This is a genomic window from Candidatus Ozemobacteraceae bacterium, assembly GCA_035373905.1.
In the GTDB taxonomy this organism is placed as follows: Bacteria; Muiribacteriota; Ozemobacteria; order Ozemobacterales; family Ozemobacteraceae; genus MWAR01.
The window spans coordinates 1-26,544 of record DAOSOK010000019.1; the positions used below are offsets into that span (position 1 = coordinate 1).

The window sequence follows — 26,544 nt, forward strand, 5'->3', positions numbered from 1 at the left end:
AAACTCAAGATCATGGCTCTTCATGAGACAAAGTACGCTTTAGTCGGATGAACCTCTTTTCTGATCGTGAGGTGTTCATGAACGCCCTTCACGCATGGGATGTTTCGCCCTCGGAGGCGATCGAGATTCAGCAATCGCTTGTGAAGCGGATCGTGCGGCGGGGAGATTCAAGCGCCCGCCTGATCGCCGGCATCGATTGTTCGTTCGAAAAAACGACCGGCGAGGCAGCCGATCGCGGAACGATATATGCCGCTATTGTCATCTGGGACAGCAGGACGGGAACGACGGTCGAAGAGGCCTTCTCTGTCATGCCGGCCACGTTCCCGTATGTGCCGGGTCTGCTGACTTTCCGGGAGGGCCCCGCCGTGCTGGATGCCTGGCGCACATTGAAAACGAAGCCGGACGCGGCGATCTTCGACGGCCACGGCATCGCCCACCCCCGAGGCATCGGCATCGCCTCCCACCTGGGCCTCTGGCTCGACCTCCCGAGCATCGGCTGCGCCAAAAGCCGCCTGTGCGGCGAAGCCGAAGAACCTGGCCCCGAAGCCGGCTCGGTGTCGGACCTGCGCCTCGATGACCGCCTCATCGGCAATCTCGTCAGAACCCGATCAAACGTAAAGCCCGTATTCGTCTCAATCGGCCATAAGATTTGCCTGGAAGCCGCCGTCAGGCTCGTTCTTTCATCCTGTCGAGGCTACCGGCTTCCCGAACCCACCCGCCTCGCTCACATTGCCGGAAACCGCTTGCGTTTGGATTGATGGATGGAATAAGCAGCATGCTCCAAAGAAAGGCACAGGCCTCCGAACATATCCGAAGGCCTGTGCGTTGGGGCGAATCTCTTAGAACGTCAGCTCTTCTGAGCGGTAGGGGAGATTCTGGATAATCTTCCAAACCCCTTCTTCTTTGGCCCAGCCAACGACCTTCGTCACAGGTCCCACACTCGCGTTTGCTCCGCTCGTTTTGTTCGTCGCAGTTGCCGAGAAGCTTACCGTCACACTCGCCGTCGTTTCGGTGGTAAAGTTGATGTCCTGAACGCTGAAGGTGTAGGAATTGACAGTCCACTTAGTATACCGATCCTGCATCACCGTCCGGAAATCCTCATATCCATATCCCTGGGGTTTCGGTGAGGCTGTCGAGTCGAGATGTTCAGATATATACATGAGAGCTGTATTCAACGTCTCAGCCGTTTTCAAGTTTTGCTCAACGGCAGTGTTGTTCGTCTTGATAGCGGAATATTCCGTCTGCAGCTTGGTTTTCAGGGCATTAACAAGAGTGGTGATCGCGCTCAGGTCGGTAAGGGTTTTCCCAGCTTCCGGTGCAACCCCGAGCGCGGCTGTGATCGCGGCGACGATTTGCGCCACAACAGCATCGCTCAGCGAAGGCTTATTCGTCTGCTGCCAGGTCAGAAGCGCTTTTGCCGTCGAAATAGAATTCACTTCAATCGTTTTGTCGGCATTGAGCACACCGATATTGTATCGGAAATCAAAGCCATTCTCATTCGTGACCTTGATCAGGACGTCGTCATCAGGAGTGACCGTAAGGGTGAACGAATTTCCGGACAAGGCAACCTGCTCGGAGATCGAGGTTCCCGTTTTTCCATAGGCCCTCGCTTTCAGGCCTGTCGGAATCGCCCCACGAACGGATGCGTTCCAACCTGCAGCAATCGTGTCAGGGCCCGCAACGGTTCCGGTCACCGTATAGGAAGCCGGGGTCGAAGAGCCACCGCCACCGCCGCCACCACAGCCTGTCGAGAGGGTGAGAGCTGCAATAGCAAGAACCAGAAGAAGGAACTTAGAACGCATATTCATACCTCGCTTCAATGGAGTAGTATCCAAATCTGTCGTTTCGAAGGGTGTTGTAGATGGAAGGCAGGGTCTCCGGCGAATACAGGTCCGTCGAGACCGACACGGCGCCGAGGTCCGAGAAGCCCAGGTCGTAGTGACCAACACCGTTCATGAGGACTCCGCCTGCAATACCGACCTGGAGGCGTTTTCCAGCCTTGTAACGGAGAGACCCGGTGAACTCGTGCCGAAGCTGATACAGCTCGGGCTTGCTCGAGCGCCATTCGGCGCCAATGTTGAGGTCTTTATGGTTGAACCAGGACCAGCCCAGCCAGGCCGATTTTGCCTTCTGAACCGTCTGAAAGCTTCTCATGCGCCCATTCGATGCGCCGGCCTGGATGCGTTGCCGATGAGAAACCCAGTGGCGGAGTTCCCAGTATGACTTGTCCGTATCGGCATCAGCAAACTCGATCGTGGCATTTCCGCGAACCGAAGGATACGGGTCGATATAGCGTGTTTCCTTGCCGATCCAGAACTGGGTGCGGGCCGACGAGTCGGCCTGAGCGTGACAGTCCATGCAGGAATTGCGGCTCGGAATATCCGCGCGACTGCGCCAAAGCATTCCTTGAAGCGTATCGACATCGGTGTCGAAATCGAACTTGCTCACGATGCCCTTGAGCCGGGTTTTGATCTCGTCACGCCGGAATTCGATACGGTCGAACAGGGAAATCGCGTGCCCTTCAAGCGTGGCTTTGCCCCGTCTGCCCTGGAACGAGTCCGGGACAACGAGTTTCGAATACTCATGGAATCGCTTGATTCGAATCACCGGTCCATCGTATTCATCGCCATCGTGTGCAACCGTTCCAGAGGCATTTGCCGTCGCAGAAAACAGGCTGCACGCCGCAACGACGAACACCAGCAGAAGCCCTGATAAAATGCGTTTCATCGGGGTCAGATGTTATCACAAAACAGGAGAGAAAGGAAGGTCATCCAGCATCGCACGACAGCGCACTACCGAAGCGACTGTTCTGGTCAGATTTCTCTTGCAGCCCAGGGCGTTCGCCACACAGCTTGAACGTACATGTATATCAATGAATGTACATCACAGATTGAACTGGGACTTGAGGTATGGAAAATCCTGCCAGACCATCCAGCCGTTCGCTTCCTTGCGCCAACCGATCACCCAGTTGACGGGGCCATAAGAGCCCGAGATTCCCTCTGAAGAGGATTTTGGTGATACGCTGAGATACATGCTCACGGTAACCTTTGCCGTCGTCGGTGATGTGAATCTGACGTTCAGCGGGGTAAACGAATAATCTTTGATTGTAAATCGGGTATACCTGTCGTCCGTAACCGAGATGAAATTGCGTTTTGAAATGGTGATTCCTGATTTCGTCGAATGGAGCTGGCTGGAGATATAAACATACACGTCCGAGAGCTTTGCAGGATCTGTGTTTGCAGCAAGAAGAGCCGTTGCAATGCGTGAATTGTTCTCGATGATCGACCGATAGGCGGTTTCATACTCTCCCAGATCGCCTCTGACCTTATCAGCTGCCGCCTGGATAAAGCTTGCCATGCTTCCGATCGATTGCCACCCTAGAGCTTCGGTAATAGAGGCCACGATCGCCTTCAGATGTTCGTCATCGTCAGCAAGGTCCGCGAACCATCCCGTGTGATTCCAATTCAGAAATGCGCGCGCCGTCGAAGATGCGTTGATGACAATGCCACTTTTACTTTCAGAAAAGAATCCCAGGTGGAATCTGAAATCGAATCCTTTCGAGTTCGACGCCTTGATATAGGCGTCGTTGTCCGCCGGCAGGGTAATAGAGAAACGCCCCTGATCATCCAGCCGCTGTTCCTCGGAAATAGGCGACCCGCTTTTTCCAAATGCCCGAACTGTCAAGCCGAGATCCGACCGGCTTGCAAACCCACGAACAGAAGCATTTTTCCATGCATCGCTCACACCATCGGGAACAACCACAGTTCCGGCCACGGTGAACATCTGAGGAGCCGAGGCCCCGCCACCGCCGCCGCCGCACCCCAGGGAAAAAGCGAACATAAAAAGGCCAACGATGACGAGGAAAAGGCGTGATGCAGAGCGCATTTTCAAAACCTCATTTCATTTGAGCAGCACCAACGAAACGTGATACTCAAAATATCATAAACGCCCGCGAAATAAAAGCGCCCCGGCGTTCACCGGGGCGCTCTTAGCAAAGATCAGATCACTGTTCCGTTCTGAAAACCATCGGGTTTGGATAGACGGCAACGTCTGCGCCATTCGCATCCTTGATGGTGCCGCTCAGGAGATAGACTTTGTAGATCCGGTCAGGGGCAAGGGCCTTTCCGGTGGTGACGACGAGCGTGCTCGTTCCAGACAGAGCAACCGTTCCGGCGTTTCCGGAGCCGACATTGCTGGTGACGGCGACGTCGGTCGTGGCTTCCTTGGTGATGCCGTCGTTCGTATACCGTTCGTAGCGGAAAACGGCATTGATAAGCTGGGGGGACTGGAGTGGGCCGCTGAAAATCAGGTTCATCGTCGAGCCGCTCGAACAGGATACCCGGTGTCCGTCGCTTCCCGGCCAGGACATAAGACGGGTGGCATCCGTGGGCAGGGTCTTGAAATAGCCGGTCATCGGGAGCTTGAGCCCCTTCCCGTCGAGATTCACCGTAGCGGAGTTGATCGTCAGGGAATACTGCGTGCCGGCCGTGAGGGCAACGTTCTTCGTGACGGTGATGGTCAGTGTCTTGGTCGGCGAATCATAGGCGAGGGTCAAGCCATCCGCTTGTGTAAGCGTGACGTTGTTGACGGTTACAGAAAGGCCTTCCGTCACACTCGCCAGTCCGGCATCGCTGAAGGTGATCTTGATGATCGCCCCGTTCATGTCGGTAGCCGCAATATTGGTCGGGTTGGCAGCATTGAAAGAAATGCCTTGGAAGGCATTTCCACCGTTATCGGAAATCTGGATACCGGCGATGGACAGGTATTCATAAGCTTCAGTCGGCAGAGAAACCTGGCCCGTCGTCGTTCCCGCACTTGTATTCGTGGTCACCGTTCCACCGGCCACGACGATGAGATTGCCGGAGGTGCTCGTATACACGGTCAAGGAGAGATTGCCTCCGACGGTCGCATTTGCCGTGGCGATTTCAATGAGACACTCGCTCGTCTCCGCAGAAGCCGTAATTACGCCTGCAGAAAACGCGATCACCTTGGCGGGGTTGTATTTGTCCTCGATCATGAACTGAAATTTGCCAGCGCCATCGAGTTCAACCATATCGCTGGTGAGGGAGGTGATATAAAAAACGTATTTATTGCTGATATTATCAAAGGTTGAAGTCAGCTCCTGCCAAATGCCATATTCAGACTTCACTTTGACCTTCACAACGTAGTTCGAAGTCTGCGCAGCGGATCTGATGCTGGCGATATTGAACGCTGCCGGCAAGTTGATCGCCAACCGGAGATTGGCAGGAGCAGAAACCGCCGATGATCCATCGTCATCGTAGCCCCAGAGGCCGTCGATGCGGCAGCCGGTCAGGAAGGGAACGAGGGCGATAACCAGGAAAAGCGCCAGAATCTTTCTCATGGGTGGGTACAATCCTCCTTATGATGTTCCGTGGTCTTTCCGGCCACTTGAGAAACCCGAACAGTGAAGATGAAAGACGTCTCACGTTGTACCGCCGGTTTTTTCATTTTTCCTCTCGGCGGCGTCAGACGGCAATTTACCAAATCCCGGAACGAGGGTCAAGGGAACGGAGAACCGGGGGATGAAACGGTTGTCAATTGCACCATTTCAGATTCTCAGTCCGACCATGAGAAAAATGAACCGCCGGTCCTGACAAGGATCGGCGGTCGGGTACGGAAGATTTCGCGCTCCCGGAAAAGGGAGCTGGTTTATCGCATGGACCAGGGGAAGATGTTGATGAGGCCGGTGGCGTGCATGGCGATCAGGGGGAGGGTGAGGAGGGCGCCGGCGGTGAGGAGGGCGGTCCATTCCTCGAGGGCCATGAAAGCGTCCATGCGAACCGGGTCTTTCGGGAACATTTTCTGGCGGACCGAGTAGGGTACGATGCCGCGCCAGAGGGCGCGGCCGTTCATGCGCCAGAAAATGGCCTGCGTTGCGCAAAGGGCGCCGACAACGAGCAGAAAAGCGAATACATAGCCCGCCACCAACATCTTCGCAACTCCTGAGTGAAATCGATACAGATCATCATTCCTCTTTGTATCGACATTTCTCGGGATTTTCCGTAGGGGGCGGGTCCAAACCCACATTCTTGCCCACATCTTCTCAAAGGCCGTTCAAATGCAGACTTGCAGGGCGGGTCTCCGTTTTTCGAAAATCGCGCCGTGACACCTTTCCGCCAGCTCGAACCGATTGCCTCCCGCTCATCTCCATGGCTTTGCCAGAACCCCTTAGAATCGCCATCCTGGCGATCTGCGGGGTGCCCGTCCTTCCTGGACGGGCATGGCAAGCCATGGGATTCGCTTACGGATCGGTTCGGCCGGCTCCAAGAGTGTCACTCTGCGAATTTCGAAAAACCGTTTCCATCAATAGCCGGTGTGGCGATTGGTGAAGGTACCATTCAAGAGTATCCCGCCGTGGGTAAGAATCAGGGTTCCAAACCCACCCCTACAACCGCCATGACGTTATCCTGCGGCGCACTCGGTGTCGGTGAGATAGCAGGCGGGGTCGGGCATCCAGGGGTCGTTGTGGATGCGGAAGGCGCGGACGCGGAGGGAGCCGCCGCACATGTTCTGAAAGCGGCAGGTTGCGCATTTTCCCTTGAGGAGGGGAAGGCGGTTTTTCAGGCCGGCCATCAGGGGGTCGGTGGTGTCGGGCCAGATCTGCGAGAACGGTCGTTCGCGAACGTTGCCGAAGGTTTTGTCCTGCCAGAACTGGTCGGGGTGGACGTTTCCGAACCAGTCGACGTCGCCGATGCCGACGCCGCTCGAGTGGGCGCCGCCGCCGTTCCATTCGAGAAGTTTTCTCACGGCTTCGGCGCGTTGCGGGTCTTCATTCAATAGCTTCATGTATAGATACGGCCCGTCGACGTGGTTGTCGACGGTCAGCACGTCGAGATCAACGCCTGCCTCGACGGCCTGACGGGTTCGCCGGCAGATGGTGTCGAGGGCGCGACGCGACTCTTCGTGGGTCAGATCTTCACCTTCGATCGTCCGGCCGCGGCCGGAATAGACGAGGTGGTAGAAGCACGCCCGGGGGATCTTCTCTTCGAGAAGAAAGTCGAAGATCGCGTCGAGATCGGCGACGTTCCGGCGGGTGAGCGTCAGACGCAGACCGACGCGCTGTCCGACGGCGCGACAAGTCCTGAAGCCGCGCATCGCCGCTTCGAAGGCGCCTGCGACTCCGCGGAACGAGTCATTCGTAGGCCCGATGCCGTCTAATGATATTCCAACATATATAAAACCGATATTTTTCAACCGGGAGGCGGTCGTTTCGTCGATGAGACTGCCGTTCGTCGAGAGAACGGGGCGAAGACCGCGCCCCACGGCATGTTCCGCGAGTTCGAACACGTCCCTGCGCATGAGAGGTTCGCCGCCCGAGAAGAGCAGCGCAGGGATTTTGAAATCGGCGAGATCGTCGATGAAACGGCGCCCCTCTTCGGTCGTCAGTTCGCCCTCGTAGTCGAGATTGCACGAGTCGGTGTAGCAGTGGACGCATTTGAAGTTGCACCGGCGGGTGCAGTTCCAGACCACGACGGGGCGGCGGTCGGCGGCCGAGGTCGATACCGCATGCCCCTTGAAGTGATGGCCGTGGGAAACCCTAGCGGGGCCGTCTTCGCCGTATCTCAGGGGATCGCCGGTGGTGGATCGCCCGGCATACAGTTTCGTGATGTTGATCATCGCACACCGCCTTCCCGTTCCCGATTCGAGAACAGTTCATCGAGTTTCGCCACGAGCCCCGGAATCGTGTGTTCTTCGGACATGCCGATCAGGTTCACGCCGCGCTCGCGGCAGGTCTGCGCCGTCACGGGGCCGATCGCCACGCCGGGAATCGAGTCGGCCGCGATGCCCGCTCCGTCGATGGCCTCGAGAAATCGCTCGACGGTCGAACTGCTGGTGAAGGTCACGGCATCGACGACGCCGGAGCGGAGCGCATCTATCAGAGCCGTCGTATCGGGTTTTCCATAGACAGTTCGATATAATGAGATCACGTCCACGGCATATCCGAGCTTTTGCAGGGCGACGGGCAGCGTCTCACGAGCCTGCTCGGCACGCAGGATCGCAACGCGGCCGGGCTTTCGCCCCTCGAACAGCGGGATGAGAGATTCGGCCACGTAGGTCTCGGGAATCGCGTCAGGAACGATGCCTCTCGCTCTGAAGGCATCCGCCGTTGCGGGGCCGATGCAGACGATGCATTTCCGGGCAAGAATCCGGAGATCGAGGCCTCGTTCGATCACCCCCGCGATGAATCCTTCGACTCCGTTGACCGATGTGAACACGAGGTCGGCGTATGTTTCATGACGGTCCAGGAAGGCGTCGAATTCCGGGTTCGGCGAAAGGGGTTCTATCTTGATCGCCGGACATTCGATCACTTCCGCGCCACGCTCGCGGAGGGCTTTCGAGAGGTCCGAGGCCTGGGCGCGGGCGCGCGTGACGACGATGGTCCGGCCGAACAGGGGGCGGCGTTCGAACCAGGCGAGATGTTCTCGATACGTCACGACATCCCCCACGACGATCAGCGCAGGAGGCTTGATCCCGGCCTCCCTGGCACGGGATTCGATCGAGCCGAGCGTGCCCGCGACGGTTCGCTGACCGGGAGACGTCGCCCGCTCGATGACGGCAACCGGGGTTTCAGCCGACCTGCCCGCCTCGACAAGGCGCCGGGCGATCGCGCCGAGCGTTTTGACGCCCATCAGGAACACGACGGTTCCGATGCCGGCGAGGGAAGCCCAGGGGATATTGGAAGCCTCCTTCCCATCGGCTTCGTGGCCCGTGACGACCGCAAACGCGGGTGTGCAGGCGCGGTGCGTAATCGGAATCCCGGCATAGGCCGGGCCCGCGATTCCAGACGTGACGCCTGGAACGACCTCGAACTCCACGCCGGCTTTGGCGAGCTCTTCCATCTCCTCGCCGCCGCGGCCGAAGACGAGCGGATCTCCGCCCTTGAGGCGAACGACCATTTTGCCCTCCCGGGCGCGTTCGACGAGGAGGCGATTGATCGCATCCTGCGGCAGGGTGTGGTCGCCCGAGCGTTTGCCGACATCGACGAGTTCGGCGCCTGGCCTGGCCATGCCGAGGAAGGCGGGGGCGCCGAGTTGGTCGTGCACGATGACGTCGGCGGCGCGAACGAGTTCGAGGCCGCGAACGGTGATCAGGCCAGGGTCGCCCGGGCCGGCGCCGACGAGGAATACTTTGCCGCTCGCAGCGCTACATGTATTCTTATTCATATATTTCAGTTTTCCTTCGCGTTGAAGCGGAATGGGCGCATCGCGATGCGCCCCTACGATACCACTGCATATATCACAGCGGGGTGGAGGATACGATGTCGGCGGCGCCGGACTCGAGGAGGGTCTCGGCGATGCTTTGCCCCAGGCGGGCGGCATCGGATAAGGGGCCGGCGAGTTCGGCGCGGCAGTAGGCGACGCCGTCCGGAGATGCGGCGAAGGCGGTGAGTTTCAGGGTGGCTTCAGCCGACGGCTCCGCATAGACGCCCATGGGGGTCTGGCAACCGCCCTGGAGGCGGTGAAGGAAAGCGCGTTCGGACGTGGCGCATGCTCGGGCATGGGGATCTTCGAGGATATCGGCAAGAAGGCGGATGAGATCATGGTCTTCGGTGCGGCACTGGATGCCGAGCATCCCCTGCCCTGCAGCGGGGATCAGCGTTTCCGGGGGAAACGTCTCGACGATCCGGTCGGCCCAACCAAGGCGCCTGAGGCCGGCCGCGGCGAGAACGATCGCGTCGAACTCCCCTTCATCGAGCTTTCGAAGGCGCGTGTCGAGATTTCCGCGGCAGTCGGCGAAGACAAGATCAGGGCGCAGCCGGGCAAGCTGGGCGCGGCGACGCAGGCTCGAGGTTCCGATCTTCGCGCCCGCCGGCAGCTTCGAGAGCGTGAGGGCGTTCTTCGAGAGAAGGGCGTCGCGGCCGTCTTCGCGGGCCGTCACGGCCGCGAGGCACAGGCCTTCGGCTTCGGCGTGCGGAAGGTCCTTGAGGCTATGAACGGCCACGTCGATCCGGCGTTCCTGGAGGGCGCGCTCGATTTCGGCGACGAAGAGGCCCTGGCCGCCGACCTTGAACAGGGGCAGATCCGTAACGCGGTCGCCGAGGGTCTTGATGAGGACCTCCTCAATCGTGATGTCAGGATACCGGTCGCGAAGCAGCTTTGCGACGTGGCGGGTCTGCCAGAGGGCGAGTTTGCTGCCGCGCGTTCCCAGGCGGATGCTGAGCGCAGAGGGCGTCATCACGCTTCTCCCACCTTCGGAACGACATACAGGGGGACCTGCGGAAGCGCCGATTCGGGGAGACCGAACATCGAGGCGATCATCTTCAACTGGTCGCGTTCGACGGCGCCGCGGGCTTTGAGCTCGACGATCGGCTGGTGGAGCCACTTGGCCAGCATCGCCTTCGTGCACTGGTCGAACTGCTCACGCTGTTCCGGCGTCAGTTCAGGATGTTGCGCCAGGAAGCCGTCGAGTTCGGATTTCCGCATCTGATCCATTCGTTCCCGCAGCGATTTGATCAGGGGGACGAGAGTGAACGACTCGAGGACCTGCTTGAAACCCGCGGCCTCTTCGGAAACGATCGTGTCGCCCCGCTCGGCCTCCTGGAGGCGTCTTCCGAGATTTTCATCGACCACGTGCTGGAGGTCGTCGATATCGTAGAGAAAGAGGTTCTCGATCTCACCGGCGTCCGCAACGACGTCGCGCGGCACGGCAATGTCGATGACGAACATGGGACGATTCGGCCGTCTTCGCATGGCCGTTTCGAATGCGGAGCGGGAAAGAATCGGCCGCTGAGCCCCCGTCGAGGTGATCACGACATCGGCGGCAGCGATCAGGTCGCCAAGCTCATCGAACGGCCTCGCAACGGCGTCGAAGCGGGAAGCCAGCTCTTCGGCCTTTTCGAGCGTGCGGTTCGTGCAGACGAGGCGGCCGATTCCCGACGATTTGAGATGCACCAGCGTCAGGGAAGCCATCTCGCCGGCTCCGATGACGAGGGCTCCGCAGTCCCCGAGCGGCCCGAAGATCTGTTTCGCGAGATCGACGGCCGTCGAAGCGATCGAGACGGTGTTTTCGGAAATGCGCGTCTCGGCGCGCACACGCTTCCCGACCTCGAACGCTTTCTGGAACAGCGCATGCAGGCGCTTTCCGACCCATCGCCGGTCGACGGCGTGCTGATAGGATGTCTTGAGCTGGTGCATGATCTGGTTTTCGCCGACGACCATCGAATCGAGGCCGGCGGCGACCCGGAACAGGTGGCGGATCGCATCGAGAGCCGGTTTTCTGTAGAGGAACGGCTCGAACTCGCCGGGCGGCAGACCGGCATCGGCCAGCATGCGCTGGAACGAGTCTTCGACCTCTTCATAGCGCCCGTCGTAATAGAGTTCGACGCGGTTGCAGGTGAAGACCGGGACGGCTTCGAGGCCTGCGCCGTCGGCTCCCGGCACGGAGACGCCGCAGAGGCGGGCCAGCTGCTCGCGGATTTCGACGGGAGCGGACCGATGATTCAACCCGATCATCAGGAGAGGCATCGCATCATCTCCTCCCGCACGGCATCGACGCCGCGTCTGCGAACCTCATCGACAGCCTCCTCGCTGGCCCATCGGCGGAAGAAGTCCGCGCGGCGTTCCGGGGAGAACCGCCGCTCTTTCAGCATCGGTCTGGCGGCTTCAAGAAGTTCCGCAAGTTCGACCAGGGCCGGCTCGATGGTCTTTTCGAAGCGCTCGCGCACCAGGCGCGCCATCGCCGGAACTCCCGAGGCCGTCACGGCCGCGAGAACCGGCCCTCTCTTCACGACGCTTCCGGTCACGAAGTCGCCGTCATCGGGAAGGTCGCACCGGTTGCAGAGAACGCCAAGCTGTCGGCAGAGCCGTGCGATACGCTCCTGCACCGCTGGCTGGTCGGTCGCGAGAACCACGAGGCGGTATTCCCGCGTGATATCGGCATCGGCCACGGGCCTCGAAACGCAGCGCACTCCGGAAAGAGCGGCAAGCCCTGCATGTATTTCTGGAGCTATTATATGCACTTCGGCGCCGGAACCGGCCAGCATCTCCGCTTTTCTGAGAGCGACGTCACCGCCGCCAACGATCAGGACCGGCTTTCCCCGCAGCTGTAAAAATATGGGCATGTATGTATGCATCATCTCAGTTATTTCGGGTACCAGTGCATGCTGCTGTCGATGCCGATCACCACGAGCATCGAGAGGAGAAATCCTCCGATGACGCTCCAGGCGGCACGGGGTCCCGAGAGGGATCCCATCCAGGTTGCGACGGAGACTCCGCCGAAACCGAGAAGCACGAGCGTCGACAGCCCTTTCTTCGGTTCGAGCGGGTCGAACACGGCAAACTGGAGCCACGACCAGGCGAACCCGGCGGCAAGGCCGACGGCGAACAAGGCACAACCGGCGTTCAGGAAGCGCGCCATGAGCTTTTCGAGTCGCAGCAGCGGAGGAAAAAAGGACACGGCCCTGACGCGGTTCTTTTCCTTGAGGCGTTTCAGGGCGAACAGGTAGGTCGCCCCGGCGAGAGCAGCCATGAAGAAGAGGCATTCTCCCGCGATCGAGAAGCCGACGTGAAGAAAAAACCAGGGGCCGCTGAAATGCGAACCGAGCAGGAGCTTCTCGCCGAGGGCCGCGAGGCCGAACAGGGCGGCGGCCACGGGCAGGACGAACAAGCTGAAGAAGATCTCGCCGGACCACCATTCCAGCCATGCGCAGATGCCGGCGAGGATGAAACCGGCGATCTGAACGGCCAGAGGAATCGAGAATCCGGCGGTCGCGGAGGTCTTCTGCCCGTGGGTCAGCATCATCGCCCCCAGGGCCGATACGAGGCCGATCCAGAGGGCGATCGTTCCATGCCACGCAGGGGTCCGGCCGGAGGCCCGTTCGAGGATCCGGAAGAACGCCGCCAGCAGCAGGGAAAGGGCGGCAATACCGAGCGCGATATTCATAACGTCGAGATGCTAACACACATATCCCGGCACGTACAAGCCGCTACCGGGAAGGGGGTTTGCGTTTCAGAGCAGGACGCACCGACTTTCCCGCCTCTCCTGGTGAAGCGGCGTTTCGGGTTCAACCGGATCAGAAGCGGAACTTGTGGTCGTGGATGTCGTAGGCGCCCGAGGCGGTTTTGCGGGGGGCGTGGCAGGAGGTGCAGTTTCTGCCGGGTCTTTCTGAGGGGTGATCGGCGCGGTCTAAGTGGCAGGTCATGCAGTATTCGTCGTGCGTGAGGTATTCGCCGCCCGAGGCGGTCTTGAAGTCGCGGAAGTTCTGGCAGTAGTCGCAGGTGAGGCCCTTCGCGAGGAACAGCCTGTCGCGGAGGAACTGCCACTGGCGCCGCCGGTCGTCCATCGATTCGTCGCCGGCGAAGGTCGTGGAGTCCTGGCCCGGCTTCGGCGTGAGGCCGAAGAAGTGGCTGGCGAGATCGTCTCCCGGGCGATAGCCGACCGGAAAATGGTATTTTCCGCTTTCATCGACGCCGGAAGTGTGGCAGGACATGCACAGCATTTCCGCGCGATCGGCGGGCATCTTCGCGGGATTCGCCACGAGTTCGGGCGCTCCGCTTCGGGCGTGGTCGCGGGCCGGGCCGTGGCAGGCCTCGCAGCCGACGCCGGGCTCGACGAAGGTGTTTCCGTCGGCGGAAAAGCCCGTCGTATGACAGCCGGCGCACTGCTCGAGCCAACGCCGTTTCGTCCAGCCGTAATCGCGCACGGGGAGCCACTTTTTCGTCGCGCGGTCGAGAATCCGGGGCAGGACGACCAGGGTTCCCGTCGCATCGGCGACGAAGCGATGGACGTAATGCGAGCCGAGGACGTATTTCACCCGTTCGGGGGGCCATTCGAGATCGGCTTCGGTCAGTTTCGGCAGGTCTTTCACATCGCCGGGCCTGCGGGTCATCCGAGCGTGGGGCGATATATACCACTGACGATATATTTCCGCGTGACACGGCATGCACGACGTCGAACCGGCGTATCCGCGGCTCTCGAAACTGCGCGGGCGATGGACGGCCCCCTCTCGCATCACCGCGGCGGGGTCGGCATGGCAACGCCTGCACAGCTCGCCCGAGGTATTCCGGAACGGGAGCAGATACGTGAGCCAGAGGCCGTTCCGCTGTCGCTGCCGCTCCCCGACCGTCCAGGGCTCCGATGCGAGGGGCACCTGATGTGGCGAGTGGCAGGTCAAACAGCCGATGCGGTCGCCCGGCTCGAGCGGCAGGCCACATGCCGCTGAAGCGGGGATTCCCATGGGGTGGACATTCGCGGCCTGGTCTCCGTGGCAGGAAACGCACCAGTTCCCGGCCTTGGAGACGAGCAGGGCGGGCGCGGTGGCCGCAGCGACGTGGCAGACGGTGCAGTCGGTGCGGGAAGCAGCCAGTTGATGATCGAAGCCTGGCTCGGCCAAGGCCGGGCAGACAAAAGCCAGAATAATATATACAATAATATAATACAGACCGTCGCGGAACGAGGGTTCATTGCGCTGAACCCCTGCGGACATGCGGGAAGGAACGCTCATACGGGCCGTCAGGCGACGCGGGTGTCGTCGCCGTTTTTGGAGGCCTCGGCGAGGCGGATGTCGCGCAGTGCGTCGTTCAGAGCCTGGGAAATCTGCTCGTCGGGCACCTTGATGCCCATCGCCATCTTTTCCCTGAGCGCGGCCAGGGCCGTGAACCGTTTTTTCAGATCGTCCTGGAGCTCGTTGACGGCGTCGCTGAGCAGGGTCCCCTCGTCCCCGCGGCGCAGCCTGACGGGAGCGAGGTCGAAGCGGCCCTTCGCGAGTTCCTTGAGGCGGCCGGCGATCTTGAACATGGGGCCGACGAGCCTGTGCGTGATGAGAATCGTGACGAGCAGAAACGTCAGCGACACGAGCAGGAAGGACAGGCCGTTGGTGACGACGACGGCGGGCTTGAGAATCTCCCATGTCGAGCGGAGCCGGTTATGGGCGGAGAAGAAGCCCTCCTCGATATTGCGGGCCGTGATCCGGTATAGGAACAGGCCGTGCAGAAGCGATCCGATCAGCATGATCAACACCAGAAACGCGACCAGGCGGATCTGATACGAGGGAAGCACGAGATAATGCGTTCTGGAGACGTTCCTCATACAATACTCCTAGATATATTCATTCTTCACGGCCGCCGCAGCGAGGGATGGACGAACCAGGGGATGTTCGCCCTCGCGTTTTCCATGAACCGGTCGAGGGCACGCTGGCGGCGCTCGGCGCGGATCCTGCCGAGACGGCGGCGGTCTTCCCGGGCGGGGGAGGCGGCCGGTTTCGCCTCGACGAGGAAGAGATGAACGCCGTTTCCGTCGGAGAACGCCCGCGTGAGCGAGCCGACCGGCGTGCTCTCGCACCGTTCGTAGATCCCCGGCGGGAGGTCTTCGGGACCGACCCAGCCCAGGTCGCCGCCGGTGCCGGCATATGGGGAGCGAGACCAACTCGTGTTCAGTTCGGCGAACGGGACGCCGCCGGCCGCGGCGTTCAGCACGGCATCGGCCGCGGCCTCGTCCGGAGTCAGGATGGTTCTGAGATGCAGTCGTGCCGGCCTGGCCTCCTCCGCGGTTTCGGACGCCGTCTGCCCGACGGTTTCGGCATCCGTGAGCAGCTCGGCATCGGCGGCCTCGAGAACGCCCAACCGGGTCCTGCGGGCCAGTTCCTCCAGGAGGAAGAGCGATCTCGAAAGGTCGATCGGCCCCGACGCCGCGGCGATCGCGCGATCGAACGCCTGGACGCGGCTGACGAAATCGGTTTGCCGGTCGAGGCGAAGCCGCCGGCCGGCCTCGGCGAGGAGGAGGGTCTCCAGCAGCTCCTCGGCGAAGGCCCCGTCGCTGATCTTTTCGGTTTTCGGCCCGGAAAGGAGCTTGAGTTCGGCGAAGTCGGCGCGCGTGACGGCCGTTCCGCCGACTTTCATCACGAGGTTGCCGGCGCCGAACACCTCGTCGAGATCGAGATTCAACATGACGAGCATCAGGAAGCCGGTCGCGAGAACGAAAAGAATGGCCGTCGCCCAGACGGCGGCCCGGGAAACCTGAACGAATCCTTCCATGCGCTGTTCCATCACGGTCTCAGGGTTGAACGGCGGAAGATGCCATCCCGGCCGTCGAAGCGGGCTCGGAAGCGGTCATTGTCGCCGGTTCCGCCACGACAGGCGGATCCTGCTCCACCGGGCACGCAGGCGGGGCTTTCAGGGCGGCCCGCAGGGGGCCGAACAGCTTTTCGGGGTCGAAGGGGCCTTCACACGAGTAGGTCACCACCCCTTCGCGGTTCACGAGAAAGACGGCCGGCGTCGGCTTCACCCCCCAGGCATCCGCGGCTTCGTAGCTGGACGAGGCGACGATCCGGTCGAGAGCGACGCAGATATCGAGGTTCCGCTTCTTCAGGAAGTTCCCGAGGCCTTTTTTCATGCGGGCCGTATCGATCGAGACGAAGACGGCCTGCACGGAATCCTGCGGCAGCGCCGCCACTTCCTCGGCGAGCATCGGCAGTTCCTCGATGCAGACGTGACAGAAAAGCGACCAGAAGAAAACGATGGTCCAGCGGCCACGCTCGGGAAACGTCATCTCGCCGCCGTCCAGTCGCTCGAGCGTCAGCACGGGAGCTTTCTGTCCGGCGACGATGAAGGTTCCGGTCGCGAGCTGGTCCGCGCGGACGGCGAGGGCGCTCATCAGCAGGAATGACAGGATGAGAATCGCACGGACACAGGCTCGCGCCGCGCCGTTCCGTTCAGAGTTTCGAGGTGACGGCATGTTCGATCTCGGCCTCCATGGATGTATCGTAGCCGATATGGCTGTAGAGGACGTTGCCGCGCATATCGAGCAGCACCATCTTCGGCAGGACGGTGACTTCATACGCGCGGCTGAGCTGCATCGCATCGTCGATCGCGAGCATGTAGGGAATGGGTTGCGGGAATTTCCGGACGAACTTCTGGACTTTCGAGAGCGGGTAGCCGGGCGGGTGGACGCCGATGACCGAGAGCCTGGCGCCGAGCTTTTCGTGCAGTCTGATGACGAACGGGATCTCCTCGATGCAGGTTCCGCAGGTGATCGACCAGAAGACGAGCAGGAGTTTTTTGCCGGACATCATTCCCGAGAGTTTGAACTTCTGCCCGTTGATGTTCGAAAGCGTGACGCCGTCGAGAGAGCTGATCGTGCCGGGCTTCTGCTCCGGCACGAAAAACCAGAGCAGCGGCAGGGTGAGCAACACCATGCCGATCAGGAGCAGGTGATTTCTGTTCATGTCGTTCCCGGTATGATACCCTCTCCGGCATCAATGGAAAAGAGCGTTGTCGGATGAAGCGAAGATTGAGGTTCAGGCTTTCGCGGGCGCAGGCGATCGTGATGACGGCCTGCTACTGCGCCGCAATTTTTTTCATTTCATCTCGACCGAGGCCGACGGAAGAGTTATTCCTGCCGACGGGCGCGATTCCGCATTTCATCGAGTATCTCGGTCTCGGCACGCTGGTCTGGACGGTCACATGGCTCGGGCGGCCGCTTCCGAGCCGAGTCAGGCGCTTTCATGCAAGCCTGGCATTCTGCGCGCTGTATGCGCTCAGCGACGAGATTCACCAGGCGTTCGTTCCCCTTCGAAGCTGCGAAGCGGCCGACTGGCTGGTCGATGTCGTCGGATCGATGGCGGGAATTCTTCTGATGGAGTGGTTGACCGCCCGGCGACTCCTCTCGCTGAGGCGTGCCTGAGAGGAACCCTCACTCCATGAGAACGATCGTGTCGGCCTGTTTATCCCCCCAGCGCCGGCCTTCGGGGTCTTTCGACATCATGAAGATCTCGAAGCCAAAGGCCGCGAGAACGAACAGAAAGCCGAGTCCGGAGCAGGTATAGACGAGAATGTTCCGGATGAACTCGATCGGAACGAGCCTCATGGCCAGAACGACCACCATCCAGAGATAGGGAACCGCGAACACGAGGTTCCGCTTTATCGACTGTTCGCCCGAGATGGGGTCGGACTTGTTCGCCGACCAGACGCGGATGCCCATGACTTTCTTCCCCGGGGTCTGCCTGTCGAGCAGGTCTGCGATGCGATAGGGCGAGTCTTTCATCAGCATGACAAAGCCGAAAAACGCCATCACGAGCATGACCAGCAGATTGATGACGATTCCGGGGAGGGGAAGAAAAGCCAGGGGAAGCATCGCGAACATGCTGGCAGCGCCCACGCAGACGCAATCGACAAACGCGGCCATCAGGCGCCTCTTGAAGGTCTCCATGGGTTGCTCCTCTTCGGCGGGCGGTGTATGCTGGCGACCCTCGAATTCGGTCGTCATCGTCGAATGTATGCATCGAAGCGGGCGATGTCAAGCGTCTCCCTCGACACTTCCTTTCAGGAGCGGGAACCATGCTGCTGGGAATCATCTCCGACACCCATCTCGAGCCGTCGAACGGGGCCGGGCTGCCGGACTGGATCGTCGAGGCGTTCGCCGGGGTCGACCTGATCCTGCACGCCGGCGACATCGAGTCGGACGCTCTCCTGCTGGAACTCGAGGCGATCGCGCCGGTCCAGGCCGTCAGGGGGAACTGCGATGTCGACCTGCCGGCCCTGCCCGTTACGCGGGCGATTCCGGTGCCCGGGTACGGCATCATCCTGATGGCGCACCGCCCGGAAGACGCCCTCCGTCGTCTGATGACGGGCGTTCGCGGGATCATTCACGGCCACACGCACAAGGCCGAATTCAGAACCCACACCTCCCCCTGGGTGCTGAACCCGGGCAGCCCCACGAAACCCCGCGGCGGAGGCAAGCCCAGCGTCGCCCTCCTGACGGTGATCGGAGAAGAAGTTCAGGCGGCATTCAGGTTTCGGCCCGGATCGGCCGATGAGTAGAGAAGAACTCCACCGAACATAAGGGGCATTGTCATGAAACGTCTGCTGCTTTCCGCGGTTGCAGTAAGCCTCGTGCTGGCCGTCGTCGGCATTCTCGCCAGCCACCCCGGCGACACATCGACGAACGTCTCGGGCGGCACGTTCCGGGCCTATCTGACGAGCGAACCCGGCAATCTCGATCCCGCCAGAGGCGTCGACGTCAACGAAAGCAGCGTCCAGGCCAAACTTTACAACGGTCTCGTGCGGTACGACGAGCAGATGAAGCTGGTCGGCGACCTGGCCGAGTCGTGGGAAGCGCAGAGCGACGGCATGACGTTCCTGTTCAAGCTTCGCCCCAACGTGAAGTTCCATAACGGCCAGACGCTCACCTCGGCCGACGTCATCTTCAGTTTCGAGCGGCTGCTCGATCCGGCGACCAAGTCGCCCCGCACCTGGGTCCTGGAAAAGGTTCTCGGCGCGAAGGAGCGATTGCAGGGCCTCGCCTCGAACGTCGCCGGCCTCTCGGCCCCCGACGAGATGACCGTGAAGATCACTCTCGCCGAGCCGTTTTCCCCCTTCCTGAGCCTGCTCACGATGCCTTCGTGCTATATTCTGCCCTCGGGGTCGGCGGCGGAGATCGCGTCGAAACGGTTCTTCGAGAAGCCGGTCGGAACGGGCCCCTTCCAGATGGTCGGCCGAGAGCGCGACAGCTACGTCAGGCTCGCCGCGTTTCCCGAGTATTTCGCCCAGAAGCCCCAGGTCGGGGTCCTGGAACTGCGGATCATTCCCGAAAGTCTGAAAGCCGAGATGGAGTTCGAGAGCGGCAATCTCGATCTGCTCCAGCTTCACCCCTCGAACTACGAGCGATTCTCGGGCAGGCCCGAGTTCGCGGGCCGGATTCACGACGTCCCCGCGATGAGCGTCGTCTACGTCGGGTTCAACAATCAGAAGCCCCCGTTCAACGATGCGCGCGTTCGGCGGGCCCTGAACATGCTGATCGACCGCCAGGCGATCATCAAGGCCGTCCTGCAGGGCCGCGGGATTCCGGCGCGGGGCAGCATTCCGCCCGGCATTTCCGGCTGGTCCGACAAGCTCGCCGGGTATTCGTACAACCCCAAGAAAGCCTTGGCGCTGCTGGAAGAAGCCGGATACACGCGGAAACGGCCGCTGACCTTCGATCTTTTCCAGAAGTCCTCCCAGGCGGCGTTCGAGATCACCCGTCTGCTCCAGGGCGAACTGAAAAAGCACGGCGTGATCGTAAACCTGCGCCCCATGGAGTGGAGCGCCCTGAAGGACTCGATCGACAAGGGCGAAGCCACCTCGTTCTACCTGAGCTGGTTCGGCGATTACCCGGACGGCGAGAATTTCCTGACCCCGCTGTTCCACTCGAAGAATTGGGGCTCCGGTGGAAATAGAGCTCGCTATAAAAACGAGAACGTCGATTCGATGCTGACCGCCGCGATGCGCATCCAGGATGCCGACAAGCGCGCCCGCGCCTACGAGGAAGTGAACCGCATCGTCGTGGAAGAGGCCCCCTGGCTGTATCTGTGGTATGCGAATGAAAGCTACATTCTCGGGCCGCAGGTCGAGACGATGAGCTTTTCGCCGCTGTTCTCGGTCGACAAGGGTCTGACCATGAAGCTCGCAAGGTAGTCTCCCCGACGCATGCTCGAATACACGCTGCGAAGGCTGGTCGGCACGACCCCGGTCATTTTCGGGATCCTGCTGATCGCGTTCGTCGTGCTGTATCTGGTCCCGGGCGACCCGGCCGCCACCCTCGCGGGGCCCCGGGCATCTCCCGAGGACATCGAACGCATCGCGAAGGAGATGGGACTCGACCGACCGCTTCCCGAGCGGTTCGTGACGTATCTCGGTCGCATGGTGCGCGGCGATCTCGGCACGTCGGTCGTGAACGACCGGCCCGTCCTCGACTCGATCCTCGAAAAACTGCCGTATACCTTGAAACTGGCCCTGATCGCGATGGCGTTCTCGATCCTGATCGGGCTTGCCGCCGGCATCATCAGCGCCACGCATCGGGGCGGCATGATCGACCGCATGACGACGCTGTTCGCCGTGACCGGCATCAGCGTACCCGTCTTTCTGTCGGGGCTGATTCTGCTGTATCTCTTCGCCGGCAAACTCAAATGGTTCCCGACCTCGGCATTCGGGGCGGAACAGTCGCTGTGGCCGATGATGCTGCCGGCATTCACGCTCGGCGTCCGGTCGGGCGCGTTCCTGGCCCGCATCGTACGAAGCAGCCTGATCGAAGTGCTGAACCAGGATTACATCAGAACGGCGCGCGCGAAGGGGCTTTCGCCCGCGCGCATTCTCGTGCGGCACGCCCTGACGAACGCGCTGATCCCGATCATCACCGTCGTCGCGCTCGATTTCTCCAGTTTCTTGAACGGCTCGGTCATCGTCGAGACGATCTTCGAAGTGCCCGGTCTGGGCCGGTTCGCCATGGACGCGATCCTGAAGCGCGACTATCCCGTCATCCAGGGGGTAGTGCTGTTTTCGGCGTTGATCTTCGTCTTCGGCAATCTGCTGATCGACCTCGCCTACGCCTGGATCAACCCCCGGATTCGCGAAGAGATGGCGAGCGGCAAGGCATGATCCGAACGCTTCGGCGGTTCACTCCGGCTGGCTGGTTCTGCCTCGCGGTGATCCTTCTGCTGTTCGGAATCGCGCTGTTCGCGCCGATGCTGGCGCCGCACGACCCGATGGAAACGGACCCGATGCGCCGCCTCCAGTCGCCGGCCGGCTACCCGCTCGGCTGCGATCAGCTCGGCCAGTGCGTCTGGTCGCGGCTAATTCACGGTGCCAGGCTTTCGCTGATGATCGGCTTCGCGGCGCGTCTCGCGGCTCTGCTCATCGGTCTGGGGATCGGCCTCGCGGCGGGGTATTACGGGGGCTGGCTCGACTGGGTGCTGATGCGGATCGTGGACATCTTTCTCGCGTTTCCAAGCCTGCTGCTGGCGATCGCGATCTCGATGGTACTCGGCCACGGGCTGACGACCGTCATCCTCGCCATCGCCGTCGTCGGCTGGGCCGAAACGGCGCGCATCATCCGGAGCGCCGCGATGGAGCTGCGGAGCGCCGAGTTCGTCCTCGCCTCCCGGGCGATGGGCGCGAGCGATCTCAGAATTATACTGACTCATATTCTTCCGAACTGTCTTCCGCTGGTGACGGTGATCTTTGCGATGGGAATGGCGACGGCGATCCTTTCCGAGGCGAGTCTGAGTTTCCTGGGCCTCGGCGCAGATCCGTCCCTTCCCACCTGGGGCGGCATGGTTTCGATGGGCAAGGATTACCTCTGGATCAGGCCGGCGCTGTCCCTCTGGCCGGGCCTGTGCATCGCGCTGACGGTCATCGCGTTCAACGTGCTCGGCGACGAACTTCGCGACGTGTTCGATCCGGGCCGGAAAGGAAACTGGGCATGAGCGGGAAGCGTCCTCTCGTGGGCATGGCCTACTGCGACACCGCCGTTCGCGACAACGAGATGCGAATGCGCACTTACTGCACCCGGAAGTATTTCGGCGCCGTTCAGCGCTCCGGAGCCGACGTGATCCTCCTGCCCCCGGCGGAGGACGCGCAGACGCTCGAGAGGTATCTCGGCCTCGTCGACGGCGTTCTCCTTCCGGGCGGGGAGGACATCGACCCGCGCTGGATGGGCGAGGAGCCGAGCTCGCGGTTGGGCGGCGTGAACCCCCTGCGCGACGCCTACGAACTCGAACTGACGCGCCGATGCCGGGACAGGCGTCTTCCCGTGTTCGGCATCTGCCGCGGACTCCAGGTGCTCGTCGTAGCGCTCGGCGGCAGCCTTCACCAGGACATCGCAGGCGTGACCCAGATGCAGCATTCGCAACAGGCTCCGCGCTGGGCGACGAGCCACCGCGTCACGTTCGACGAAGGCTCGCTCATCCGCCAATGGAGCGGCAGGCCGGATGCGTTCACGAACTCGTTTCACCACCAGGCCGCAAACCGGCTTCCCGCGGCGCTGAAAGCGACCGGGCGAACCGCCGACGGCCTCATCGAAGTCGTCGAAAGCACCGATCCGGCGTGGGTCGCCGTGGGGGTCCAGTGGCACCCCGAAGAAACCCTCGCGGGCGACGAAACCTCGCGCAACCTGTTCACGTCGTTCGTCCGGGTGCTCGGGAAATAATGTATGTATAAATATACTTTACGCGGGAATGACGGGTATTGCGTATTCATGGTGAATCAGCCGGAGGGTGAATGATATGAACCGTATGATATTCTGGACGGGGGTCGCGCTCTGCGGGATTTCCCTGTTTTTCAACGTCGCGTTCGCGAACAAGCCGGTCGTCGAGTGGGCCGATTTCCAGCTCACCGGGCGCGACGTGGCGCTGAAGCTGAAGAACAACGGCACCGCCGACTGGTCACGCTTTTCGGTGACGGTCAAGGTATTCGACGGAGAGAAGGCCGTTTCGAGCGGCATGGTGTCGCAGGCGAAGGGACTACGTCCGTCACAGGAGCGCCAGATCCGTTTCGGGCTGAACAAGCCGGTCGAAGCGGGAAAAACCTACCGGGTCCAGGCCTGGCTCCAGGCCGGGAGTCCGAAACTCGTCAGCCGCACCTGGACGTATTCCGTTCCGGCGGTTTCCACGCCGTAATACCAACCGTCCGGTCGTCCGAGAAAGAGCCGCTTTCGTTTCGTCGTTCAAGCGGGCGAATCATCCCGGGCAGGGCTCCTGGATGACGGTGCCGCGTGTGACATCGCGAGGGAAAGGGCCAGCACGAGCCAGACGTAGCGATTCCTCAGCAGGTTGTGGAACAGTCCCAGGACGTACAAGCCTGCACCGGCGCAAAGCAGGGCATTCACGCGGGTTTTCCAGGGTTCGGCCATCCGGCGGACCCCGGCGGCCAGGGGCAGAAACGCCGCCAGTAGCCCGGCGTGCGCGGCCAGCAAGCCGCCGATACCCGTTTCCACGAGAAGGTTGACGGGGGTATTGTGCAACTCCTCTCCGTATCGGCCCTTGAAGCAGCCGAGGCCGATGCCGGTGATCCAATCGGGAAGATGGTCGAAGGCACGCTCATACTGGCGTTCCCGGGGAACGTCCTTGGCGAACGCCTCCACGCCGGCGACGCCGAGAGAGCGCTGGAACGTGAACTCGGAGGAAAGCACCAGCCCGGCCGAGCAGGCGGCCGTGAAAAACACGCCGAATCGCAGCCATCGCGGGAACAGGGTCCGACTGTCCTGCGCCGTGTTCCATTCCGTCCAGATGACCTGTCCGATCGCGACGATCATGCAGCTCCGCGCGCCGATTCCCGAGATGACGATCAAATACAGGATCTCGTGAACGATCCGGCGTTTGAAGGGGAGGCCGGTCCAGATGACGGCGAAGGGGTATGCGGCCACGAGATACGCGCCCAGAAGGATCGGGAACCGGAACGGCAGATACAGCCTGAAGGAAAACACGCCGCCCGTCCAGTCGTCGAGGCCCATCCAGTGGGCGGCAAGCCCTCCGATGCAGAACAGGACGAGGGGCAGGAAGAGCTTGTTCAGCTCGCGGACGGCCTGATCGATCCCTTCACGGTCTCGCAGGCCATGCCTGACGCACAGGGCGCTGAGGACCACCCACAGGGTCGAGGCGATATCGAACGCGAAGAAATCCGGATGATCCGGAATCAGCACGCCGAGGAAGCAAAAGCCGATCCATGCGAGCAGGAAGGACGCGGGATGGCCGAGCCGTGGTTGTCCGGCATTTTCACGGCGAAAACCCGCGAGCGAAGCTGCTATACCGGCGAGGATACAGAAATCAGACGGAACCAAGTATGTGAGGATCGGGATCCCAAGAGGGAGGAGAAACATATACCACCCGAGCCAGCGCGGAATCGCCCCGGCCCGGTGCCGGGCGCGCAGCGTCACCGTCCTTGACGACATCTTCGGAATCAGGCTCAGTCGCCGGCTCTCCCAGCTGCCGACCGTTCATCATCGCCAGCGCTCTCGAAAAACGTCATTCCGGCGAGGAAAAGGAAGAAGAAGGCGATCGGAATGAAGAGGTGGAGAAGGCCCACGAGAGGCTGGACGAGTCGCGCCGGGGATGCGGGATCGGTGAGCAGCGTCGGCTCACGCGGGGCAAGAACGAGCGGCTGCGTCTCGGTTGCGGTCAGTTCCTTCCAGGCCTGCATCGTCACGGCTTCCTGGAGTCGGGCCGTGTCGATCATCAACATGCCCGCGAGACCGAGAAACGACGAGGAAGCCAGGTCGGCAACGCTGACCCTTTCCGGGTCGGGGCGAAACTCCTGGTCTTCCGGTTCGAAGCCTGACGTCACGAGGGCTCCCGTGCCGAACATGTTCTGCAGGGCGATGCGTTTGCGACTCAACGCCTCGACGTTCACACCCAGTCGGTACCGCCGCTTTTCGAACTCGCGAGCGGAATAGATCCGGAGGTGTTCGAGCAGGCGTTTGGTGAAAGCGGTGAGGAAGGGGCGCACGCCCTCGTAGGTACCCTGCGTGAACTTGATTTCGGCCATGCCGGGGCTGAACATGCGGAACGACATGCCGGGCCGGACCTCGAGGTTGAGGCGGCGCAGGATCTTATCCCGCGGCTCGGAAGCAGGCCCCCAGCCGAGCGCCATCACGTCCGTCATGAAGGCATCGTCGTTGATGAGGCGGTCCCAGACCTTGGCGAATCCGATCAGCGGCTCGCCGGCTGCCTCGCCGACGGTCACGACGTCGGTCGCCTCGTAGCCGCGGGGCGGATGGCGAAAAAACCAGATTTCGAGGATGACGGCCGCGGCAAGACACAGGAGCATCCATTTTCGATGCCTGCCGGCCGCCTCGCGCCAGTCGGCGATCACTGCGTTCATATCCGGATTCATGCTCGCTCCTTCAGTGGGTGGAAATGGTGATCAGGCCGTTCGAATGGATGATCGCGGCGACGGCGAGCGCCCAGAGGAGGATCGTCAGTTGCAGGGGCCTGTCGGCGAGCAGGAGTTCGGAGGGGTTGTCTCCGAGACTGCGGAGGTGGATCAGATACAGGTATCGGAAGATCCCGTAGACGACGATCGGCACGGTCAGCACGAGGCCGTCCGTTCCGAATTTGGCCACGGTTTCCTGGCTCACAGTGTAGAGAGCGTAGCTCACCACGGTCGTCGCCGAAACGATCGAGATCATCTGGTCGATGAACGCGGGGGTGTAGTCGGCAAGCGAGACGCGATGCCGGTCGGCGTTTTCCGTGAGCGTCACGAGCTCCTGGCGGCGTTTGGCGAGCGCGAGGAAGAGGGCCAGCATGAGCGTGCAGAGAAGGAGCCAATGAGATATATATATACCACTATCTATTCCCCGAAGAGAGCCCACGCCGGCCTGGGCGCGAAGAACGAAGCCGACGGCGATGCACAGGACATCGAGCAGAACGACGTGCTTGAGTTTCAGGCTGTAGGCGAGATTCAGGGCGAAGTAGGCGGCGGCCGAGCAGGCGAACAGGCCGGAAAGCGCGAGCGAGCCGCCAAACGCGGCCGTGAGAAGAATCGCCAGCAGGATTTTTGCCTGAAATACCGTTACGAGGCCGGCGGCGATCGGCCGGCGACACTTCTCGGGATGCCGGCGATCGCGCTCGACATCGACGAGGTCGTTGATGATATAGACACACCCCGAGAGCAGGCAGAAGACGAAGAAGCCGCAGGTAGCCCAGAACCACGCGGCCGGCTGGAACAGGAGGGCCTTTTCCGAGAAAAGCAGACCCGCATAGAGAATAAGATTTTTCGACCACTGGCGGGGTCTGACGCATGTGAGGACATCGGCGGCTTTCATAGGCGCACATTCTAC

At 61.4% G+C, this 26,544-nt stretch carries 28 protein-coding genes; 8 read left to right on the forward strand and 20 right to left on the reverse strand.

Annotated features, from left to right (window positions below; genetic code table 11):
* Nucleotides 1-77 precede the first annotated feature (77 nt).
* On the forward strand, nucleotides 78-758 hold the full coding sequence (gene nfi / locus PLU72_10815; protein ID HOT28670.1) for a deoxyribonuclease V: 681 nt from the start codon (nucleotides 78-80) through the stop codon (nucleotides 756-758).
* Between the two features lie 81 nt (nucleotides 759-839).
* On the opposite strand, the gene PLU72_10820 is transcribed toward nfi, so the two are convergent.
* The 16 genes from PLU72_10820 to PLU72_10895 form a co-directional block, all read right to left on the reverse strand.
* A complete protein-coding gene (locus tag PLU72_10820) occupies nucleotides 840-1,802 on the reverse strand; it encodes a hypothetical protein (GenBank protein ID HOT28671.1) in 963 nt (320 codons plus the stop codon).
* Nucleotides 1,792-2,607 (reverse strand): hypothetical protein, encoded by an 816-nt coding sequence (locus PLU72_10825; protein HOT28672.1) that lies wholly within the window; start codon nucleotides 2,605-2,607, stop codon nucleotides 1,792-1,794. Before PLU72_10825 ends, PLU72_10820 begins: the two co-directional genes overlap by 11 nt.
* Before the next feature lie 276 nt (nucleotides 2,608-2,883).
* Nucleotides 2,884-3,885 carry a hypothetical protein gene (locus PLU72_10830; GenBank protein HOT28673.1) on the reverse strand — a complete coding sequence of 334 codons (1,002 nt, stop codon included), beginning with the start codon at nucleotides 3,883-3,885 and terminating at the stop codon, nucleotides 2,884-2,886.
* A 118-nt stretch (nucleotides 3,886-4,003) separates the two neighbouring features.
* Nucleotides 4,004-5,362 carry an Ig-like domain-containing protein gene (locus PLU72_10835; protein ID HOT28674.1) on the reverse strand — a complete coding sequence of 453 codons (1,359 nt, stop codon included), beginning with the start codon at nucleotides 5,360-5,362 and terminating at the stop codon, nucleotides 4,004-4,006.
* Between the two features lie 308 nt (nucleotides 5,363-5,670).
* Nucleotides 5,671-5,952, reverse strand: a complete 282-nt coding sequence (locus tag PLU72_10840) for a hypothetical protein (GenBank protein HOT28675.1) — start codon at nucleotides 5,950-5,952, stop codon at nucleotides 5,671-5,673.
* Nucleotides 5,953-6,423: 471 nt separating this feature from the next.
* The gene (locus PLU72_10845; GenBank protein ID HOT28676.1) at nucleotides 6,424-7,638 is read right to left on the reverse strand and encodes a radical SAM protein; all 1,215 of its coding nucleotides are present in this window, start codon (nucleotides 7,636-7,638) and stop codon (nucleotides 6,424-6,426) included.
* Nucleotides 7,635-9,185, reverse strand: coding sequence for a uroporphyrinogen-III C-methyltransferase (gene cobA, locus PLU72_10850; protein ID HOT28677.1), 1,551 nt, complete (start codon nucleotides 9,183-9,185; stop codon nucleotides 7,635-7,637). The genes PLU72_10845 and cobA overlap by 4 nt, the downstream gene beginning before the upstream one ends.
* 73 nt (nucleotides 9,186-9,258) lie before the next feature.
* Nucleotides 9,259-10,197, reverse strand: coding sequence for a hydroxymethylbilane synthase (hemC, locus tag PLU72_10855; GenBank protein ID HOT28678.1), 939 nt, complete (start codon nucleotides 10,195-10,197; stop codon nucleotides 9,259-9,261).
* Complete coding sequence (gene hemA, locus PLU72_10860) at nucleotides 10,197-11,486, reverse strand: glutamyl-tRNA reductase (GenBank protein HOT28679.1); 1,290 nt, start codon at nucleotides 11,484-11,486, stop codon at nucleotides 10,197-10,199. The genes hemC and hemA overlap by 1 nt, the downstream gene beginning before the upstream one ends.
* Nucleotides 11,474-12,082, reverse strand: a complete 609-nt coding sequence (locus tag PLU72_10865; protein HOT28680.1) for a bifunctional precorrin-2 dehydrogenase/sirohydrochlorin ferrochelatase — start codon at nucleotides 12,080-12,082, stop codon at nucleotides 11,474-11,476. Before PLU72_10865 ends, hemA begins: the two co-directional genes overlap by 13 nt.
* Nucleotides 12,083-12,102: 20 nt before the next feature.
* Complete coding sequence (gene ccsA / locus PLU72_10870; GenBank protein HOT28681.1) at nucleotides 12,103-12,903, reverse strand: cytochrome c biogenesis protein CcsA; 801 nt, start codon at nucleotides 12,901-12,903, stop codon at nucleotides 12,103-12,105.
* A 130-nt stretch (nucleotides 12,904-13,033) separates the two neighbouring features.
* A complete protein-coding gene (locus PLU72_10875) occupies nucleotides 13,034-14,464 on the reverse strand; it encodes a cytochrome c3 family protein (GenBank protein ID HOT28682.1) in 1,431 nt (476 codons plus the stop codon).
* Nucleotides 14,465-14,472: 8 nt separating this feature from the next.
* Complete coding sequence (locus PLU72_10880; GenBank protein ID HOT28683.1) at nucleotides 14,473-15,048, reverse strand: hypothetical protein; 576 nt, start codon at nucleotides 15,046-15,048, stop codon at nucleotides 14,473-14,475.
* Nucleotides 15,049-15,074: 26 nt separating this feature from the next.
* A complete protein-coding gene (locus PLU72_10885) occupies nucleotides 15,075-16,004 on the reverse strand; it encodes a peptidylprolyl isomerase (GenBank protein ID HOT28684.1) in 930 nt (309 codons plus the stop codon).
* 7 nt (nucleotides 16,005-16,011) lie between these two features.
* The gene (locus tag PLU72_10890) at nucleotides 16,012-16,692 is read right to left on the reverse strand and encodes a redoxin domain-containing protein (GenBank protein HOT28685.1); all 681 of its coding nucleotides are present in this window, start codon (nucleotides 16,690-16,692) and stop codon (nucleotides 16,012-16,014) included.
* Nucleotides 16,670-17,182 carry a TlpA disulfide reductase family protein gene (locus PLU72_10895; protein ID HOT28686.1) on the reverse strand — a complete coding sequence of 171 codons (513 nt, stop codon included), beginning with the start codon at nucleotides 17,180-17,182 and terminating at the stop codon, nucleotides 16,670-16,672. Before PLU72_10895 ends, PLU72_10890 begins: the two co-directional genes overlap by 23 nt.
* A 53-nt stretch (nucleotides 17,183-17,235) precedes the next feature.
* Between PLU72_10895 and PLU72_10900 the strand changes: the two genes are divergently transcribed.
* Nucleotides 17,236-17,640, forward strand: coding sequence for a VanZ family protein (locus PLU72_10900; protein ID HOT28687.1), 405 nt, complete (start codon nucleotides 17,236-17,238; stop codon nucleotides 17,638-17,640).
* Nucleotides 17,641-17,649: 9 nt separating this feature from the next.
* Here PLU72_10900 and PLU72_10905 read toward each other — a convergent pair whose 3' ends face one another.
* On the reverse strand, nucleotides 17,650-18,165 hold the full coding sequence (locus PLU72_10905; GenBank protein ID HOT28688.1) for an RDD family protein: 516 nt from the start codon (nucleotides 18,163-18,165) through the stop codon (nucleotides 17,650-17,652).
* 128 nt (nucleotides 18,166-18,293) lie between these two features.
* Here PLU72_10905 and PLU72_10910 point away from each other — a divergent pair, with 128 nt between their 5' ends.
* The 6 genes from PLU72_10910 (at nucleotide 18,294) to PLU72_10935 (ending at nucleotide 23,386) form a co-directional block, all read left to right on the forward strand.
* Nucleotides 18,294-18,776, forward strand: a complete 483-nt coding sequence (locus tag PLU72_10910) for a metallophosphoesterase family protein (protein HOT28689.1) — start codon at nucleotides 18,294-18,296, stop codon at nucleotides 18,774-18,776.
* 33 nt (nucleotides 18,777-18,809) lie between these two features.
* A complete protein-coding gene (locus tag PLU72_10915) occupies nucleotides 18,810-20,408 on the forward strand; it encodes an ABC transporter substrate-binding protein (protein HOT28690.1) in 1,599 nt (532 codons plus the stop codon).
* A gap of 12 nt (nucleotides 20,409-20,420) precedes the next feature.
* Nucleotides 20,421-21,368, forward strand: coding sequence for an ABC transporter permease (locus PLU72_10920; protein HOT28691.1), 948 nt, complete (start codon nucleotides 20,421-20,423; stop codon nucleotides 21,366-21,368).
* On the forward strand, nucleotides 21,365-22,195 hold the full coding sequence (locus PLU72_10925; GenBank protein HOT28692.1) for an ABC transporter permease: 831 nt from the start codon (nucleotides 21,365-21,367) through the stop codon (nucleotides 22,193-22,195). The genes PLU72_10920 and PLU72_10925 overlap by 4 nt, the downstream gene beginning before the upstream one ends.
* A complete protein-coding gene (locus PLU72_10930; GenBank protein HOT28693.1) occupies nucleotides 22,192-22,917 on the forward strand; it encodes a gamma-glutamyl-gamma-aminobutyrate hydrolase family protein in 726 nt (241 codons plus the stop codon). The genes PLU72_10925 and PLU72_10930 overlap by 4 nt, the downstream gene beginning before the upstream one ends.
* A 76-nt stretch (nucleotides 22,918-22,993) precedes the next feature.
* Nucleotides 22,994-23,386, forward strand: a complete 393-nt coding sequence (locus PLU72_10935) for a hypothetical protein (GenBank protein ID HOT28694.1) — start codon at nucleotides 22,994-22,996, stop codon at nucleotides 23,384-23,386.
* Between the two features lie 47 nt (nucleotides 23,387-23,433).
* On the opposite strand, the gene PLU72_10940 is transcribed toward PLU72_10935, so the two are convergent.
* From PLU72_10940 to PLU72_10950, 3 genes are read right to left on the reverse strand one after another with little or no spacing between them, the layout of a single operon-like run.
* A complete protein-coding gene (locus PLU72_10940; GenBank protein HOT28695.1) occupies nucleotides 23,434-24,657 on the reverse strand; it encodes a hypothetical protein in 1,224 nt (407 codons plus the stop codon).
* 14 nt (nucleotides 24,658-24,671) lie between these two features.
* Nucleotides 24,672-25,586, reverse strand: coding sequence for a hypothetical protein (locus PLU72_10945; protein HOT28696.1), 915 nt, complete (start codon nucleotides 25,584-25,586; stop codon nucleotides 24,672-24,674).
* A 22-nt stretch (nucleotides 25,587-25,608) separates the two neighbouring features.
* On the reverse strand, nucleotides 25,609-26,529 hold the full coding sequence (locus PLU72_10950; protein ID HOT28697.1) for a decaprenyl-phosphate phosphoribosyltransferase: 921 nt from the start codon (nucleotides 26,527-26,529) through the stop codon (nucleotides 25,609-25,611).
* Nucleotides 26,530-26,544 lie beyond the last annotated feature (15 nt).

Coding starts and splice junctions, on each gene's coding strand:
- nfi (HOT28670.1), top strand. CDS start 78: ATGAACGCCCTTCACGCATGGGATGTTTCGCCCTCGGAGGCGATCGAG.
- PLU72_10820 (HOT28671.1), bottom strand. CDS start 1,802: ATGCGTTCTAAGTTCCTTCTTCTGGTTCTTGCTATTGCAGCTCTCACC.
- PLU72_10830 (HOT28673.1), bottom strand. CDS start 3,885: ATGCGCTCTGCATCACGCCTTTTCCTCGTCATCGTTGGCCTTTTTATG.
- PLU72_10835 (HOT28674.1), bottom strand. CDS start 5,362: ATGAGAAAGATTCTGGCGCTTTTCCTGGTTATCGCCCTCGTTCCCTTC.
- PLU72_10840 (HOT28675.1), bottom strand. CDS start 5,952: ATGTTGGTGGCGGGCTATGTATTCGCTTTTCTGCTCGTTGTCGGCGCC.
- PLU72_10845 (HOT28676.1), bottom strand. CDS start 7,638: ATGATCAACATCACGAAACTGTATGCCGGGCGATCCACCACCGGCGAT.
- cobA (HOT28677.1), bottom strand. CDS start 9,185: ATGAATAAGAATACATGTAGCGCTGCGAGCGGCAAAGTATTCCTCGTC.
- hemC (HOT28678.1), bottom strand. CDS start 10,197: ATGACGCCCTCTGCGCTCAGCATCCGCCTGGGAACGCGCGGCAGCAAA.
- hemA (HOT28679.1), bottom strand. CDS start 11,486: ATGCCTCTCCTGATGATCGGGTTGAATCATCGGTCCGCTCCCGTCGAA.
- PLU72_10865 (HOT28680.1), bottom strand. CDS start 12,082: ATGCCCATATTTTTACAGCTGCGGGGAAAGCCGGTCCTGATCGTTGGC.
- ccsA (HOT28681.1), bottom strand. CDS start 12,903: ATGAATATCGCGCTCGGTATTGCCGCCCTTTCCCTGCTGCTGGCGGCG.
- PLU72_10875 (HOT28682.1), bottom strand. CDS start 14,464: ATGAGCGTTCCTTCCCGCATGTCCGCAGGGGTTCAGCGCAATGAACCC.
- PLU72_10880 (HOT28683.1), bottom strand. CDS start 15,048: ATGAGGAACGTCTCCAGAACGCATTATCTCGTGCTTCCCTCGTATCAG.
- PLU72_10885 (HOT28684.1), bottom strand. CDS start 16,004: ATGGAACAGCGCATGGAAGGATTCGTTCAGGTTTCCCGGGCCGCCGTC.
- PLU72_10890 (HOT28685.1), bottom strand. CDS start 16,692: ATGCCGTCACCTCGAAACTCTGAACGGAACGGCGCGGCGCGAGCCTGT.
- PLU72_10895 (HOT28686.1), bottom strand. CDS start 17,182: ATGAACAGAAATCACCTGCTCCTGATCGGCATGGTGTTGCTCACCCTG.
- PLU72_10900 (HOT28687.1), top strand. CDS start 17,236: ATGAAGCGAAGATTGAGGTTCAGGCTTTCGCGGGCGCAGGCGATCGTG.
- PLU72_10905 (HOT28688.1), bottom strand. CDS start 18,165: ATGGAGACCTTCAAGAGGCGCCTGATGGCCGCGTTTGTCGATTGCGTC.
- PLU72_10910 (HOT28689.1), top strand. CDS start 18,294: ATGCTGCTGGGAATCATCTCCGACACCCATCTCGAGCCGTCGAACGGG.
- PLU72_10915 (HOT28690.1), top strand. CDS start 18,810: ATGAAACGTCTGCTGCTTTCCGCGGTTGCAGTAAGCCTCGTGCTGGCC.
- PLU72_10920 (HOT28691.1), top strand. CDS start 20,421: ATGCTCGAATACACGCTGCGAAGGCTGGTCGGCACGACCCCGGTCATT.
- PLU72_10925 (HOT28692.1), top strand. CDS start 21,365: ATGATCCGAACGCTTCGGCGGTTCACTCCGGCTGGCTGGTTCTGCCTC.
- PLU72_10930 (HOT28693.1), top strand. CDS start 22,192: ATGAGCGGGAAGCGTCCTCTCGTGGGCATGGCCTACTGCGACACCGCC.
- PLU72_10935 (HOT28694.1), top strand. CDS start 22,994: ATGAACCGTATGATATTCTGGACGGGGGTCGCGCTCTGCGGGATTTCC.
- PLU72_10940 (HOT28695.1), bottom strand. CDS start 24,657: ATGTCGTCAAGGACGGTGACGCTGCGCGCCCGGCACCGGGCCGGGGCG.
- PLU72_10945 (HOT28696.1), bottom strand. CDS start 25,586: ATGAACGCAGTGATCGCCGACTGGCGCGAGGCGGCCGGCAGGCATCGA.
- PLU72_10950 (HOT28697.1), bottom strand. CDS start 26,529: ATGAAAGCCGCCGATGTCCTCACATGCGTCAGACCCCGCCAGTGGTCG.